Annotated in this window: 13 protein-coding genes; 7 read left to right on the top strand and 6 right to left on the bottom strand. The window is 63.3% G+C overall.

Annotated elements, in window-relative coordinates; all coding sequences use genetic code 11:
• Nucleotides 1-133 precede the first annotated feature (133 nt).
• On the top strand, nucleotides 134-2,263 hold the full coding sequence (locus tag NMG80_RS25365) for a DUF294 nucleotidyltransferase-like domain-containing protein (protein ID WP_254020641.1): 2,130 nt from the start codon (nucleotides 134-136) through the stop codon (nucleotides 2,261-2,263).
• Between the two features lie 63 nt (nucleotides 2,264-2,326).
• Here NMG80_RS25365 and NMG80_RS25360 read toward each other — a convergent pair whose 3' ends face one another.
• Complete coding sequence (locus NMG80_RS25360) at nucleotides 2,327-2,959, bottom strand: hypothetical protein (RefSeq protein ID WP_254020640.1); 633 nt, start codon at nucleotides 2,957-2,959, stop codon at nucleotides 2,327-2,329.
• A 303-nt stretch (nucleotides 2,960-3,262) separates the two neighbouring features.
• Here NMG80_RS25360 and NMG80_RS25355 point away from each other — a divergent pair, with 303 nt between their 5' ends.
• From NMG80_RS25355 to NMG80_RS25340, 4 genes are all read left to right on the top strand, one after another.
• Nucleotides 3,263-3,517, top strand: coding sequence for a DUF4212 domain-containing protein (locus NMG80_RS25355; RefSeq protein ID WP_254020639.1), 255 nt, complete (start codon nucleotides 3,263-3,265; stop codon nucleotides 3,515-3,517).
• A gap of 15 nt (nucleotides 3,518-3,532) precedes the next feature.
• Nucleotides 3,533-5,398, top strand: coding sequence for a sodium:solute symporter family protein (locus tag NMG80_RS25350; protein WP_254020638.1), 1,866 nt, complete (start codon nucleotides 3,533-3,535; stop codon nucleotides 5,396-5,398).
• Between the two features lie 108 nt (nucleotides 5,399-5,506).
• Nucleotides 5,507-5,815 (top strand): YggT family protein, encoded by a 309-nt coding sequence (locus NMG80_RS25345; protein ID WP_254020637.1) that lies wholly within the window; start codon nucleotides 5,507-5,509, stop codon nucleotides 5,813-5,815.
• A 4-nt stretch (nucleotides 5,816-5,819) separates the two neighbouring features.
• Nucleotides 5,820-6,140 carry a hypothetical protein gene (locus tag NMG80_RS25340; RefSeq protein ID WP_254020636.1) on the top strand — a complete coding sequence of 107 codons (321 nt, stop codon included), beginning with the start codon at nucleotides 5,820-5,822 and terminating at the stop codon, nucleotides 6,138-6,140.
• Here the strand turns inward: NMG80_RS25340 and NMG80_RS25335 are convergent.
• The gene (locus NMG80_RS25335; RefSeq protein ID WP_254020635.1) at nucleotides 6,064-7,146 is read right to left on the bottom strand and encodes an AraC family transcriptional regulator; all 1,083 of its coding nucleotides are present in this window, start codon (nucleotides 7,144-7,146) and stop codon (nucleotides 6,064-6,066) included. The two genes, NMG80_RS25340 and NMG80_RS25335, sit on opposite strands and share 77 nt — an antisense overlap.
• Before the next feature lie 245 nt (nucleotides 7,147-7,391).
• Between NMG80_RS25335 and NMG80_RS25330 the strand changes: the two genes are divergently transcribed.
• The gene (locus tag NMG80_RS25330; protein WP_254020634.1) at nucleotides 7,392-7,844 is read left to right on the top strand and encodes a (2Fe-2S)-binding protein; all 453 of its coding nucleotides are present in this window, start codon (nucleotides 7,392-7,394) and stop codon (nucleotides 7,842-7,844) included.
• Between the two features lie 5 nt (nucleotides 7,845-7,849).
• Entirely contained in the window at nucleotides 7,850-10,069 is a 2,220-nt protein-coding gene (locus tag NMG80_RS25325; protein WP_254020633.1) for a xanthine dehydrogenase family protein molybdopterin-binding subunit, read from the top strand.
• Nucleotides 10,070-10,129: 60 nt separating this feature from the next.
• Here NMG80_RS25325 and NMG80_RS25320 read toward each other — a convergent pair whose 3' ends face one another.
• From NMG80_RS25320 to NMG80_RS25305, 4 genes are all read right to left on the bottom strand, one after another.
• Nucleotides 10,130-11,074, bottom strand: a complete 945-nt coding sequence (locus NMG80_RS25320; RefSeq protein WP_254020632.1) for an ABC transporter permease — start codon at nucleotides 11,072-11,074, stop codon at nucleotides 10,130-10,132.
• Nucleotides 11,071-12,126, bottom strand: coding sequence for an ABC transporter permease (locus NMG80_RS25315; protein WP_254020631.1), 1,056 nt, complete (start codon nucleotides 12,124-12,126; stop codon nucleotides 11,071-11,073). Before NMG80_RS25315 ends, NMG80_RS25320 begins: the two co-directional genes overlap by 4 nt.
• Complete coding sequence (locus NMG80_RS25310; RefSeq protein WP_254020630.1) at nucleotides 12,126-13,637, bottom strand: ABC transporter ATP-binding protein; 1,512 nt, start codon at nucleotides 13,635-13,637, stop codon at nucleotides 12,126-12,128. Before NMG80_RS25310 ends, NMG80_RS25315 begins: the two co-directional genes overlap by 1 nt.
• A gap of 65 nt (nucleotides 13,638-13,702) precedes the next feature.
• On the bottom strand, nucleotides 13,703-14,734 hold the full coding sequence (locus tag NMG80_RS25305) for a BMP family protein (RefSeq protein WP_254020629.1): 1,032 nt from the start codon (nucleotides 14,732-14,734) through the stop codon (nucleotides 13,703-13,705).
• Between the last annotated feature and the right edge of the window lie 88 nt (nucleotides 14,735-14,822).

The raw sequence follows: 14,822 nt of genomic DNA, 5'->3' as shown, positions 1-14,822 counted from the left end.
CTTTGCGAACGCAACAGCCTGAAATACGGCCATCGACGCGGCCCGCCGGCGCGCTCTATGTTGCATGGCAAGCCGCGCTGCCTCGGACAGGCATTGTCTCGGCAAGACATCCGGCAGATGAAGGCTATCGGCTATGCCGAAGGAGACGGAATTGAAGCCGGCGAGCGGCGCGACACCGCTGATAGCAATTGCGGCTGCCGCCGTCGACACCGAAACAACCGGGCCCGACGCCACCAAGGCGCGCGTGGTCCAGATTGGCGCGATCGGTATCGCGCATGGCAAGGTCGTCCGGCAATCTCAGCTCGATCTGCTCATCGACCCCGGTGAAGCAATCCCGTCCGAGGCTTCGCTCGTCCACGGCATCACCGATGCCGATGTTGACGGAGCCGGCAGCTTCCCGGATGCATGGGCGCAGTTCCAGGAGTTCGTCGGCGACCGCATCCTCGTCGGCCACTCGATCGGCTTCGACCTGGCGGTACTGGAGCGCGAATGCCGACGCGCCCGTTTGCCCTGGAAAAAGCCTCGGGCGCTGTGCGTCCGGCTTCTTGCAACCATAGCAAATCCCAATCTGGCAGACTATTCGCTGGAAACGATCGCCGCATGGCTTCGCCTGGAGATAGCCGGCCGGCATTCGGCTCTGGGCGATGCGATTGCGGCCGGAGACATCTTTGCCGCGTTGATTCCGGAGTTGCGCAAGCGCAACATCCGAACACTTGGAGAGGCCGAGGTCGCCTGCCTTGCCCTTTCGGACGCTCTCGAAGCCGGCCATCGCGCCGGCTGGGCCGAGCCGGTGTCGCGACCCCAGGCCCCCGCGTTTCAGCCGGTTGATCCCTATGCCTATCGCCATCGCGTCGGCAGCCTGATGAGCAGCCCGCCAGTCGTGGTGAAGTCGACCAAACCGACAAGGCAGGTCATCGACCTCATGGTCAAGCGCAGGATCAGCTCGGTCCTCGTGTCCGACCAAGGAACGCCGGATCAAGCGATCGAGGAGTATGGCATCGTTACCGAGCGTGACCTGCTGCGCCGCATATCGTCCGACGCCGAGCGGGCTTTTGACATGCCGGTCGCAAGCATCGCAACGCGACCGCTGATAAGCATCCGCGCCGCCGCCTTCGCTTATCGGGCGATCGGCCGCATGGATCGGCTGAAAGTCCGCCACCTCGCCGTCCGCGACGACGGCGGCATGCTGGTCGGCGTGCTTTCGGCGCGCGACCTGCTGAGGCTTCGCGCCGCCGCTGCCATCGATCTCGACGACACGATCGAACATGCCAGGGATGCCGCCGAACTGGCGGCCAGCTGGTCGATGCTGCCGGGCGTGGTACGTTCGCTCCTCGGCGAAGCAATCGACCCACGCGTGGTAGCGGAAATCATCAGCGACGAACTTTGCTCGCTTACCCGCCGCGCCGCCGTGCTTGCCGAACAGCAGATGCAGATCGAAGGTCACGGCCCGCCGCCCTGCGCCTATGCCGTGCTCGTGCTCGGCTCAGGCGGCCGTGGCGAAAGCCTGATGGCCCCCGACCAGGACAATGCAATCGTCTTCGCAGATGGCGAGCCGGACGGGCCCGAAGACAGCTGGTTCAAAAATCTCGGCGCCAAGCTCGCCGACATGCTCGACGCCTCAGGGGTGCCGTATTGCAAAGGCGGGGTAATGGCCGCGAATGCCGCATTCCGCGGGAGCCTCGACACCTGGAGGGGGCGCGTCGAGGATTGGGTTCGCCGGCTGCGGCCTCAGGACCTGCTCAACGTCGATATCGTCTACGATCTGCGGCCGGTTCACGGCGACACCACACTGGCCGCGCAGTTCATCGAATATGCCTATGTCCGCGCCCATGCCGAGCCGGTGTTCGCGAAGCTGCTCGGCGAGCAGATGACGACTGGCAATCCCTTCACTGTCTTTGGCGGCTTTCAGCTTGAAAATGGCCGGCTGGACCTCAAGAAGCATGGCCTTTTTCCGATCGTCGCGACCGCACGCACGCTTGCAATTCGCCACGGCATCCGCGAGCGGAGCACAAATACCCGGCTCGAGAAACTGATCGCTCTGGACATTGGCGGCGAGCCCGACATGAAGGCGATGCTGGCCGGCCATTCCCTGCTGATCGGCCTGCTGCTCGGCCAGCAGACGCATGACATCTACGCCGGTATACCGGTATCCAACCGCATTGAGATCAACGCCCTGACGCGCGAGCAGCAGGCAGAGCTCAAGAGCCTCATCAAGCGCCTACAGTCGGCCCCCGACCTGGTGCGGGACCTGATGTTCGCATAGCCGGCGACGCTCGGACGGCGCGAGGCCGAAGGGGAAGCCTTGGAAATCGGCGCGGAACAAAACTCAGATGCGCGCCGCGCCCAGCAACTCGTCGACGAGCGCACTGCGATCAGCCTGCTCTAGGAAATCCTCATGCGCGCGCAGCAGATTCATTCTCAGGAAGTTGAAGATATAGTCGTAGTCGTTGGTCAGGAGATTGGGGTGGATCGGGACCATCTCGAAAACCGTTCGCGCCAGCGGCTCGGGAATCTCGCGCACCGGGCGCGGCGGACCGATCTGAGTGGCGGCGAGGCGTTGACGTGTGAGCTCGGCGGCGTCCTCCCAGAAAGTGGGGGGCGAGCCCTCCGGAACGGCATATTTGGAGAAGCTTGCCAGGGCCACTTTTTCCAGCGCCGCTGGCAAGCCCCGCTGGCGCAAGCCGGCGGGTTCGCGCAGCGCACCCTCCACCATTTCCGCCATCATGGCGTAACACGCAGGGTAGGCGCGCCAGCGTGAATGGTTGAGCGCCGCCTGGAACTCCTTCTCGCTGAACAGCTTCTGCCAGTAGACCCCCGCCCTGACGCGGCAGAACTCGACGATGCTTTTCTGGGCCAGGAAGGCGGCGCGCGAATCCATGAAGTCAGCCAGGTCGTCGACGCTGACGATCGGCTGCGGCTCGCGCAGGAACTCGGGCAACAGGTCGTTCAGCAGGCCCATGGCGCTCTCCCTTCGGTTTTGTTTCCAACCGATGTTGAACGTTTAGCCTCCGCGACGCCGCACCGCCAGTCCTCTTGCCGATTCAAGTCCTCTCATCGATACTTCAGTCCTCTCACCGATTCTAAAGTCGTATGAACAGCTGCGACAAAAAGTGATACTCCTACAAAGTTACGGTCGGCTGATTCTATACCTGGCCGCAACATATGCCGGAGGGCTTCCGCGTCAGCGGAAGAGGCAAGCTTTAAACGGCACCTTGTGGTCGAGACGGTTCGCAAGCTGCCAACCAAGGGAGGGTTCAACGCTATGGCGACGCCAGACCGCATAAGTTATTGGAACAAGACCAAGAGCCTCATGTTCGTCATGCTGGGCCTGTGGGTGTTCTTCGGTTACGTCATCCACATGTTCGTGGAGCAACTCAACACCATCGTCATTTTTGGTTTTCCGCTCGGCTTCTACATGGCCGCCCAGGGTTCGCTCATCGCCTTCGTCGTCATGCTGTTCTGGTTCGCACGGCGCCAGAACGCGATCGACGAAGAGCATCATGTCAATGAAGATTGATCGGGGGGAACTTCAATGGCTAACACGACATCTACCACCGCAGGCGGAGGCGACTTCACCTCCAATCTCGGCCGCATCTACAGCCTCTACACCGGCGGCTTCATAGCCTTCATTATCCTGATGGCTATCTTGAGCGCCATAGGCGTCGAAAATGTTGTAATCGGCTACCTGTTCATGGGCTTTACCATCGTCATCTACGCGGTGATCGGCGTCCTGAGCCGCACCATGCACGTCGGCGAATATTACGTCGCCGGGCGTCGCGTACCGGCGCTCTACAACGGCATGGCGACCGGCGCCGATTGGATGTCGGCGGCTTCCTTCATCGGCATGGCCGGCTCGCTCTACCTGCTCGGCTATGACGGCCTCGGTTTCGTGCTCGGCTGGACCGGCGGCTACGTGCTCGTGGCAATCCTCGTTGCGCCTTATCTGCGCAAGTTCGGCGCCTACACGGTTCCCGACTTCCTGTCGGCGCGCTATGGCGGCAATCTCGCCCGCTTCATCGGCGTGATCGTTCTGTTCTCCTGCTCGTTCACCTATGTGGTCGCGCAGATTTTCGGCACCGGGCTGATCTCGGCTCGCTTCCTTGGTATCGACTTCAACGTAGCAGTCTATGTCGGCCTCGCCGGCATCCTGGTGTGCTCAATGCTCGGCGGCATGCGCGCCGTCACCTGGACGCAGGTCGCCCAGTACATCGTGCTGATCATCGCCTATCTGATCCCCGCCATCTGGATGTCCACGGTGAAGACCGGCATTCCGATCCCGCAATTGATGCAGGGCCAGGCGCTGGCGAACATCACCGCGCTTGAGACGGCGCAGGGCATCACGTTGCATCACATCACCCCATTCGCGCATGGCGGCTACGATGCCAAGAACTACTTCCTGCTCATCCTCTGCCTGATGGTCGGTACCGCGTCGCTGCCGCACGTCCTGATGCGCTACTTCACCACCCCGTCGGTGCGTGAAGCACGCGTCTCGGTCGCCTGGTCGCTGCTGTTCATCTTCATCCTCTACTTCACGGCGCCTGCCTATGCGGCGTTCGCCAAGTGGACGATGCTCGACCTGGTGGCGTCGGGGCTGACGCCTGAAAACATCGCCGAGAAAGCCGGATGGATGATGCGCTGGGCCGCTGCCGACAATACGCTCGTGCAGATCTGCGGCCAGGCGGCGACGGACACTGCGGCGATCGTCGCTGCCTGCGCCGAAAAGGGCGTGACGGCACTTTCCTTCGCCGACATCAACCTCAACGCCGACATGATCGTGCTGGCCACACCGGAAATGGCCGGCATGCCTTACGTCATCTCCGGCCTCGTCGCCGCCGGCGGCCTTGCCGCCGCGCTATCGACGGCGGACGGCCTGCTGCTGGCCATCGCCAACGCGCTCAGCCACGACATCTACTACAAGATGATCGACCAGAATGCGCCGACGTCGCGGCGCCTGATCGTGTCCCGCATCCTGCTGGTTATGGTCGCGGTGCTGGCCGCCTACGTCGCGTCGACCAAGCCGTCCGACATCCTGTCGATGGTGTCGTGGGCGTTCTCGCTTGCCGCCGGCGGCCTGTTCCCGGCGCTGGTGCTCGGCGTCTGGTGGAAGCGCGCCAACTCGACGGGCGCTGTCGCCGGCATGATCGCAGGCTTCGGCATCACCCTCTTCTATCTGGTGATGACCCAGTACGGCGCCGATTTCGACAAGGCGACGCCCAACATGGAACTGTGGTGGGGGGTGAAGAACATCTCGTCGGCGACTTTCGGACTGCCGGTGGGCTTCGCCGTGATGATCATCGTCAGCCTTCTCACCAGGGCGCCCTCCCGGGATATGCAAGATTTCATCGAGGAAATCCGTATACCCCGGGGCAAGCAGATGATGGAAGAAAAGATTGCCTGATCGCGCATAGCGATCGGCGCTCGAGGCGGGGTCCGGCGACGGACCCCGCTTTCATTTCGGGGGCGCCGCTGGCATAACGCGGCGCCGCCGCTGCCTGGAAAATTCCATATGAACGATTTCTGGTCCTATTGGTATTTCCACATCCCGAATTTCATCCTCGCCGCGCTGATGTACACGCTGATCGGGCGTCTCGTGCTCGGTCTCTTCGTGCCCGAAAGCTGGGACAACTACATCTGGCGCTTCTTCAAGACTGTCACGGACCCGTTCCTGAGGGTCGTGCGGACCATTACGCCGTCGATCCTGACCCAGCCGGTGGTGATCGTCTTCAGCGTGCTCTGGCTTATGGCCTTGCGCGTGTTCTATCTCGTCTTGCTGATCAATTTCGGCATTGCGCCAATGGCTTCGCAGGGGGGTTGAGGCAATGGACAGAAACGCACTTGTGCCGGTCATGGCGGTCGCCATCGTCAACGGTATCTTTTCGCCGTGGGTGCTGATGGTGTTCCTGTTCTATCCGGTCTGGTATCCGGGCTGGGCACCTCCCTTAAGCCAGATCGTTTACATGGCAAGTGCGCTGATCCTGTCGACGATGACCATCATGCTCGCCGGCGTGCCAGCCGCGCTCTATGAGCGGTGGTCGGCGCGCCCCAGGAGCATCGTCGTCTCGTCTATCTGGCTTGCCGGCACGGTTTTGTTGACGCTGCCGGCGCTGCCGAATGTGATGCGGGCGCTAAGCGGCGGCTGAGAATTCCCTTCGGCTCGGGCTGGATCAACCGGCTTTCAAACCAGCGGGCAGCGGCCGTGTCCTCTGGGCGCGTGTTGAACGCTGAAGAGGAAGCGGGGTTCCGGCCACGGCCATATTGCCGTGGTGTACAGTCCATGACCCTCTTGAAGGCCGTGCTGAAGGCGCTTTCGGATTCGTAGCCGAGCGACAGGGCAATGACGGAAATTGGATCGCTGGAGTTCGCCAGCCTGTCGCCCGCCAGCAGCATTCGCCAGTTCGTCAGGTACTCCATCGGTGACGTCCCAACCATCTCCTTGAATTTCAGGGCAAAGGTCGATCGCGACATGCCGGCACGCTGCGCCAGCTCCTGCAACGTCCAGCGATGCGCCGGATCGTCATGCATGGCGTTGATCGCAGCAGCCATCTGTCTATCCGCCAGGGCGAAGAACCATCCAACGCCACCTCCCAGCCCTTCCGCCAGATAAAGGCGCAGGGCCTGAACCAACATCATGTGAGCGAGGTGTTGCGCGACCAGGACACCGCCGGGCTGCGGCTCGTGCAGTTCCTGCATCATCCGCTCCACCGACCAGCGCAGCGCCGCCTGATCCGTTTCTTTCCGGATATGGACGATGGGTGGCAGCATGCCCAACAGGATGCCGGCATGATCGCCGCTGACGGCGAATCGGCTACCGACAAGAAAGAAATCACCGCCGCCATTATACGTCACGACGCCGCCTGCGCGCGCGGGAGGAAAAATCGTGCCGGCTTCGACAGGCGTCAAAGTCATGTCGCTTGCGAGGCGGAAAGGCCGCCCACTCGGCAGCACGAAGCAGTCTCCCTTCTCCAGGCGCACCGCGTCGGCAACGCCTTCCACGGAGAGCCAGCACCCGCCGGAAACCACAGCGTAGCATTTGATGCGTTCGTGCTGGTCCGAGAACTGGATCGACCAGTTTCCACCCGCGTCGAAGCCAGCGGACACATAACTGCGTGGCTTCAGCAGCGACAGCACATCTGAGAGCGGATCCATGAGGCGTCCCGGACGATTGCGAAGATTTTACGGACTTTACAGCATAGACCGCATCTCCTCAATTGGCTATTTTATAACAACGCCTCAGCCAATGTGGCAACCGATGCAGTAATGATCGGAATTTTTGAAACATTCATATGTTGTCGTCGTGAATTACGCAGAAAAATTTCATGGATAACTCGGATAAAGTCGCCATCGTCACTGGATGATGCCAGATGATTGCGCCAGATAAGGGACCAAGGGTCATGACAGCGTTCACGATCAATGGGCGGGCGGTAGATCTTGCCGCCGCGCCAGATACGCCGCTCTTGTGGGTGATACGGGAGCATCTGAAGCTCACCGGCACCAAATTCGGCTGCGGCATCGCGCAATGTGGCGCCTGCACCGTTCACGTCGACGGCGAGCCGACGCGGTCCTGTGTAACCCTGCTTCAGGACGTGGCCGGAATGGAAGTGACGACGATCGAAGGCCTGTCGCAGGACGCCAGCCATCCGCTGCAGCAGGCCTGGATCGCCGAGCAGGTGCCGCAATGCGGCTATTGCCAGTCCGGGCAGATCATGCAGGCGGCGGCGCTCCTCAAGAGCAATCCCAACCCGACCCGCGACCAGATCGTCGAATACATGGACGGCAACATCTGCCGCTGCGGGACCTATGTGCGAATCATCAGTGCCATTCAGCGCGCCGCACGGGAGGCCTGAGCGCCATGACCCAGAGATTGCAACTGCACACCAGAGCGCTCTCGCGGCGCAGCTTTCTCATTACCGTCTGCGCCACCGGCATCGCGGTTGCGTTCGGCGGCCTGCTCCAGGATGCCTCGGGCGCCAGCATGGCGCCGGCGGTCGAGGGCGGTTACCGGCCGAACGCCTGGCTGACCATCGCGGCCGACGGCACCCTTACCATCATGTCACCTGCGTCCGAGATGGGTCAGGGCATCATGACAACGCTGCCGCTGCTCATCGCCGAGGACATGGACGCCGATTGGCACAAGGTCCGCGTCGTCCAGGCTCCGTCCGACGCGGAAAAATACGGCAACCCTGGCTTTTACGGCGTACAGCTCACCGGCGGCAGCGAATCCACGCGGGGCTATTACGGTATGTTGCGCCTGGTCGGCGCCCAGACCCGCAAGATCATCCTGGCGAGTGCTGCCGACATGCTCAACGTTCCGGTGAGCGAACTCACCACCGTGCCCAACCGGGTCGTGCACGCGCGGTCTGGCCGCTCGCTCGACTACGGCGAGGTCGCCGCGGTCGGCACGCTTCCGGATCCGCTGCCGCAGGCGACCGATGCCGATCTGAAGCCGAGCGATCAGTGGCGCTATATCGGAAAGCTGACGATACCGCGTGTCGACATACCCTCGAAGGTCGACGGCACCGCGATCTTCGGCATCGACGTGCAGCTTCCGGACATGCTCTACGGAGCGGTGCTGCGGGCGCCCGTCCAGGGTGAGCAGCCAGAAACCATCAACGATACCGAAGCCAGGACCGTGCCGGGCATCACGCACATCGTTCCGCTGCCCTACGGCGTCGGCATCATCGGCGAGACGGTCGAGGCGACGAGGCAGGCCAAGGATCTGCTCGACGTTACATGGACCACGTCATCGCGGATCCGCAACTATAACAGCGACCGTCTGTTGGAAGCGTATCGCAGCGTTGGCCGCGACCTCGCCCAAACCGGCGTCAGCGCTGCCACGGAAGCAGACGCACAGGCCGCGATTTCAAAGGCCGCAACGGTCATCGAGGTCGATTACATGAGCGACCATGTTCACCATGCAACCATGGAGCCGATGAACGCCACGGCGCTCGTGATGGGCGATACGGTTGAAGTCTGGGCGCCGACGCAAGGCCCAACAGGCACCCAGGGCTTTGCCGCGGAGGTGGCAGGCACCACCCCTGACAAGGTCAAGGTGAACACCACCCTGCTCGGCGGCGGTTTTGGTCGCAAAGCCGAGGCCGACTTCATTATCGATGCAGTGTCGCTGGCCAAGGCGGTGCAAGGCCGCCCGGTCAAGGTCATCTGGAGCCGCGAAGACGACGTCCGGCATGGCAAGTACCGGCCACTCGAAGCGCAACATGTGCAGGTCGGGCTCGACGCTGACGGCAACATCGTCGGCTGGCGGCACCGCATCGTGGCGGATTCGATTTTCGCCCGCACAATGCCTCAGCTGTTCGAGAGCGAAGGCGGCCACGACAGTGTGGTGACCGAGGGTGCGCATTTCAACTATGCCGTCCCTGCGCATCAGATCGAATACATCCGCCAGGATAACGGCCTGGACATAGGCTTCTGGTTCGCGGTCGGGGTTGGCTATACCAGGTTCGGCATCGAATGTGTCATCGACGAAATCGCCACCGCCAAGGGGGTCGATCCCGTGGCGCTTCGGCTGGAGCTCCTGAAGGACCAGCCGCGGGCGCGAAAGGTCGTCGAGACCGTCGCCCAGATGGCGGAATGGGACCGCCAACGCGACGGGCGGGCGTTGGGCGTCGCCTATTCCGACGCCTTTGGCTCCCACTGCGCTGAGATCGCCGAGGTCTCGCTTGACCGGGAAACCGGCGAGATCCGCGTGCACACCGTGTGGTGCGCTGTCGACCCGGGGATAGCGGTACAGCCGCGCAACATCGAAGCGCTGATGATTACCGGGATCACAGGGGGTGCCAGCCACGCGTTGTTCGAGCAGATCAACATCGTCGATGGCGAGGTGCAGGAATCGAACTTCGACACCTATCGGGTGATGCGCATGTCCGAGGCGCCCGATATCCAGGTCACCGTGATTCCAACGCCCGAGAATCCGATCGGGGGCATCGGCCAGGTCGGCCTGCCGCCGATCGGTCCGGCGATCGCCAACGCGGTGGCGCGGCTCACCGGCGGCGTGCGGCTCAGGCACTACCCGTTCCTGCCGGAGCGCGTGCTCAAGGCCCTCAACGCCTGAATTTGGAGGTGCTCACCCTCGCCTCGTTGAGACCATCGGCCGACATTTCGCTCCAACCTGTCAGCGCTCTTCCCGGCGGAACGGCTTGAGCAGCGCCGAAGGCGCGATGGCGTTGCGCGACATCACCGCCATGGCGACGATGGTGAAGATGAAGGGCAGCATCAGGAACGCCTCATAGGGAATATGGCCGAGCCCGCTCGCCTGCATGCGCAGTTGCAAGGCATCGACGAAGGCGAACAGCAGTGCCGCCCCCGCCGAACGCCAGGGATCCCAGCGGCCGAAGACAACCAGCGCGATCGCCACCCAGCCACGCCCGGAGACGAGGCCGAAGGTGAAGGCGTTGAACTGCACCATCGACAGGAAAGCCCCGGCCAGCCCCATCAGCGCGCCGCCGAGAACCACCGCCTGGAAGCGCGTGGCGATGACGCCGACGCCGGCCGAATCGGCGGCGCGCGGATTTTCGCCGACCATGCGCACCGACAGGCCCCACGGCGTCCGGTAGAGCACGAAGGCAGCCAGGGGAACGGCTGCCATAGCCATGTATACCAGCGAAAACTGGTTGAATACCGCTGGTCCGAGCACCGGGATGTCGGAGAGAACAGGGATAGGCAGCGTTTCGAAACTCTTGATGCTGGGCGGCACCGATTGCTGGCCGAAGATCAGCCGGTAGAGGAAATAGGCTAGGCCCGACGAGAACAGCGTCACACCGATGCCGCAGACATGCTGGCTGAGGCCGAGAGCCACCGTGAACAACGCATGCACGGCACCCATCAGCGCACCGGTCAGCACCGCCGCAAGCACGCCGAGCCACAGACTGCCGCTGAGGCTGGTCGCGGTGAAGCCGGTCATCGCCGACAACAGCATAATGCCCTCGATGCCGAGATTGAGCACTCCGGCTCGCTCGGAGAACATCTCGCCCAGTGTCGCGAAAGCCAAAGGCGTGGCGATGCGGATGATCGCGGCCAGGAAGCCGACCTGAAAAATCTGTTCGAGCACGACGCTCATCGTGCGGCTCCGACGCGGCGGATGCGATAGGCCGTGAACAGCAGCGCCACCAGCATGGCGAGCAGCGCGGTTCCCTGGATGACGTCGCTGAGAAAGGCCGGAACGCCGGTGGCCCGCGACATCGCCTCGGCGCCGGTCATGACGGCGGCGAGGAACAGCGCCGCCGGCATCACGCCAAGCGGATTGAGCCTCGCCAACATGGCGACGACGATGCCGGAATAGCCATAGCCCGGCGAGATGTCGCTCATCACCTGGAAATGCACGCCGCCGACCTCGCTGACGCCGGCAAGCCCGGCGAGTGCGCCGGACAGCAGCGCCGTCGAGATCAGCACCCGTTCGACATGGATGCCGCCATAGCGCGCGGCCTCGGGATTTTCGCCGATGACCCTGATCCTGAAGCCGAGCGTCGTGCGCGCAATCAAGAACCAGATGACCGGCGCGGCCAGGAACGCCGCCACGACGCCGAGATGCAGCCGCGTGCCTTCGAGCAGCACCGGGAAATTGGCTGAATCCTCGATCGGCGGCGAGATCGGGTAGCCGCTAAAGCTGTCTTTCCACGGGCCTTCGATCAGCGCCATCAGCGCGTAGAAGATGACCGAGTTGAGCAGCAGTGAACTGACGACATCGTCGACTTTGAATTTCACCCGCAGCGTCGCCGGGATCAGGGCGACCGCAGCACCGGCGGCGGCGCCGGCGAGCGCCATCAGCAGCATGGCGAGCGGCCCCGGCATCGGAATGGCGCCGACGGCGCAGCTCGCCACCGCACCGGCAAGCAACTGCCCCTCGGCGCCGATGTTCCAGAATTTGGCGCGGAAGGCGACCGCCACCGCAAGGCCGGTGAAGATCATCGGTGTTGCGCGCACCAGCGTTTCGGTGATCGCGTAGCTGTCGCCCAGCGACGCCGAGAACATCACGCCGTAGGCTTCGATCACTCCGGCGCCGGCCAGCGCGATGAGGCCGCTGCACAGAACCAATGTCGCGCCGATGGCCAGCAATGGCAGAGCCAGGTTGAACCAGGCGGACGTTGAGGTGCGGGCTTCGAGGCGGAACATCAACTATGGCCCTCCGCCCCGGTCATCATCAGGCCGAGCCGCGCGATCGTGGCGTCGGCGCTGTCCAGGGTGCCGACAATGCGCCCCTCATACATCACCGTGATGCGGTCGCAGAACATCAGCAGCTCTTCAAGATCTTCGCCGATAACGACGATGCCGCAGCCCCTGGCACGCATGTCGAGGAACTTTTCGTGGACGAAGCGCGCCGCCCCGATGTCGAGGCCGCGCGTCGGCTGCGACACGACCAGCACCTTTGGGTCGAAGGCGAGCTCGCGCGCCAGCAGCGCCTTTTGCAGATTGCCGCCGGAAAGCGCCCCGGCCCGCGTCATCGGCCCGGGGCAGCGTATGTCATAGGCCTTGATCTGCGCTTCGGCGAAAGCGCGGATCGCATCGGGCCTGAGCAGGCCGTTGCGGCTGAACGCCGCCGTGCCTATGCGCGGCAACACCATCGAATCGGCGAGCGGCAGATTGGTGACCAGCCCGGTCGTCATGCGGTCTTCCGGGATGCGCCCGAGGCCGAGCGCCTGCACCTCGCACGGCGAGAACCGCGAGACCACTTTGCCGGCTATCGTCATCCGGCCCACATCGGGCGCGAGCACGCCGGAGATGACTTCGGCAAGCGCCCGCTGGCCATTGCCCGAGACACCGGCAATGCCGAGGATCTCGCCCGCGCGGACAAAGAGCGAGACGTCGCGCAACGCCATGCCGGAATGCCGCGATGTCGAGATGCCGTCCAGGGTCAGCACCGCGGCGCCCGGCGTCGATGGTCCCCTGGCCGGTGGAACGATCTCGTGGCCGCACATCAGCTGCGCCATCTCCGAGGACGTCGTGCTGGCAGGTGCGTCGACGCGCCCGGTCACTCGGCCATGCCGCAGCACCACGCAGCGATGGGTCAATGCCCTGACCTCGTTGAGCTTGTGCGAGATGAAGATGATGCCGAGACCTTGGGCCGCCATCGACCGCAGCGCCGAAAACAGCCCGTCGACCTCGGTCGGCGCCAGCACCGCGGTCGGCTCGTCGAGGATCAGCAGCCTTGCGCCGCGAAACAGCGCCTTGACGATCTCGAGCCGCTGCTGCTCGCCGATCGAAAGCGCCGAGACGGGAAGGCCCGGATCGAGCGTGAGCCCATGCTGGCGGCCGATCTCCGCCAGTCGCGCCAGCCCGCCGGCCCGGTCGATCCGGCCCGATTTGCCGGGAATGCCGATCAGCAGGTTTTCCAGCACCGACAGCCGCGGCGCCAAATGGAAATGCTGGTGCACCATGCCGATGCCGGCGGCAAGCGCATCGGCCGAGCTGTTGATCGTCACCGGCCGGCCCTGAACCAGTATCTCGCCGGCGTCGGGCGCATAGGCGCCGAACAGCACGTTCATCAGCGTCGTCTTCCCGGCGCCATTTTCACCCAGCAGCCCGAGAATTTCACCCGGCGCAACGCTGAGATCGACGGCTTCGTTCGCCACGACGGCGCCGAACCTCTTGGAGATGCCGCGCATTTCGATGAGAGGGGCGGGCAAGATTGGGCTCCCGGTGAGAGATGGCGCGGGCTTCACCCTCCCCCTTGTGGGGAGGGTAAAGAAACTCAATCCGAAACCGGGGTGTCCTCGTCGACGTTGACGCGGAAATTGCCGTCGAGGATTTCGGCCTTCTTCTTCTCGACCAGCTCCTTGACGTCCGCGGGCAGCGTCTTGTCGAATTTGTGATACGGCGCCAGAAAGGAGCCGCCCTTGGCCATGCGCGAGAAATCGCCGTAATCCTGCGCGGTGAAGACCCCGGCCTTAACCAGTTTGATCGCATGCTCGACCGTCGGATACATGTCCCAGACCGGGCCGGTGATCACCGTGTCCGGGCCGAGGCTGGACTGGTCGGACATGTTGGAGATGGCGAGGATCTTCCTCTCGACCGCCGCTTCGATGACGCCGAAACGTTCGGCATAGATCACGTCGACGCCGGCGTCGATCTGGGCGATCGCCGCTTCCTTGGCCTTTGGCGGGTCGAAGAAGGAGCCGATGAAAGCGACCTTCCTCTTGATATCAGGATTGACCTCCCGGGCGCCGGCAAAGAAGGCATTGACCAGCCGGTTCACTTCCGGAATGCCCATCGCCGCGACGGCGCCGATCGTGCCTGATTTCGACATCTTTCCGGCGATCAGCCCGGAGAGATAGGCCGGCTCGTGGATCCAGTTATCGAAGACTGCGAAATTCGGCTCGGCCGGCCCGGCGCCGGAGCCGAACAGGAAGGCGACCTTGGGAAATTGCTTGGCGGTCCGGCGGGATTCGCGCTCGGCGGCGAAAGCATCGCCGAGAACCAGCTCATAGCCGCCTTGCGCATATTCGCGCATCACACGGCTGAAATCCGCCGTCTGCACCTTCTCCGACCATTTGTACTCGATGCCGAGTTCCTTCTCGGCCCTCTGCAGGGCGACATGGATCTGGTGGACCCATGGCTCCTCGGTCGGCGTGGCGAAGATCGCCGCCACCTTCAGCTTCTTGTCCTGCGCCAAGACTTGGCCCGGCAGCATGGCTGCCGCCAGGCCGAGCGCGCCGAGTTCCAGCAAATTGCGTCGCGAAAGTCCTTCGCGTTTCGATTGGATTTTGCTCTTCCCGTTTTCCATTGCATGCCCCTCTGATTTGCGCCGTGTCGAGCCGGCTGTTTCTTTGAACTATCAGCGAGGGAACTATGGAACGGCGTCCGACCTTTGT

This window comes from Mesorhizobium escarrei (assembly GCF_935825525.1).
Lineage (GTDB): Bacteria > Pseudomonadota > Alphaproteobacteria > Rhizobiales > Rhizobiaceae > Mesorhizobium > Mesorhizobium escarrei.
Note: the sequence above shows the minus strand (reverse complement) of the source record. Positions and strands in the feature narration are given on the sequence as shown.

Excerpts from the sequence above, each read along its gene's own strand:
- NMG80_RS25365 (WP_254020641.1), top strand. The coding sequence starts at position 134 with ATGCCGAAGGAGACGGAATTGAAGCCGGCGAGCGGCGCGACACCGCTG.
- NMG80_RS25360 (WP_254020640.1), bottom strand. The coding sequence starts at position 2,959 with ATGGGCCTGCTGAACGACCTGTTGCCCGAGTTCCTGCGCGAGCCGCAG.
- NMG80_RS25355 (WP_254020639.1), top strand. The coding sequence starts at position 3,263 with ATGGCGACGCCAGACCGCATAAGTTATTGGAACAAGACCAAGAGCCTC.
- NMG80_RS25350 (WP_254020638.1), top strand. The coding sequence starts at position 3,533 with ATGGCTAACACGACATCTACCACCGCAGGCGGAGGCGACTTCACCTCC.
- NMG80_RS25345 (WP_254020637.1), top strand. The coding sequence starts at position 5,507 with ATGAACGATTTCTGGTCCTATTGGTATTTCCACATCCCGAATTTCATC.
- NMG80_RS25340 (WP_254020636.1), top strand. The coding sequence starts at position 5,820 with ATGGACAGAAACGCACTTGTGCCGGTCATGGCGGTCGCCATCGTCAAC.
- NMG80_RS25335 (WP_254020635.1), bottom strand. The coding sequence starts at position 7,146 with ATGGATCCGCTCTCAGATGTGCTGTCGCTGCTGAAGCCACGCAGTTAT.
- NMG80_RS25330 (WP_254020634.1), top strand. The coding sequence starts at position 7,392 with ATGACAGCGTTCACGATCAATGGGCGGGCGGTAGATCTTGCCGCCGCG.
- NMG80_RS25325 (WP_254020633.1), top strand. The coding sequence starts at position 7,850 with ATGACCCAGAGATTGCAACTGCACACCAGAGCGCTCTCGCGGCGCAGC.
- NMG80_RS25320 (WP_254020632.1), bottom strand. The coding sequence starts at position 11,074 with ATGAGCGTCGTGCTCGAACAGATTTTTCAGGTCGGCTTCCTGGCCGCG.
- NMG80_RS25315 (WP_254020631.1), bottom strand. The coding sequence starts at position 12,126 with ATGTTCCGCCTCGAAGCCCGCACCTCAACGTCCGCCTGGTTCAACCTG.
- NMG80_RS25305 (WP_254020629.1), bottom strand. The coding sequence starts at position 14,734 with ATGGAAAACGGGAAGAGCAAAATCCAATCGAAACGCGAAGGACTTTCG.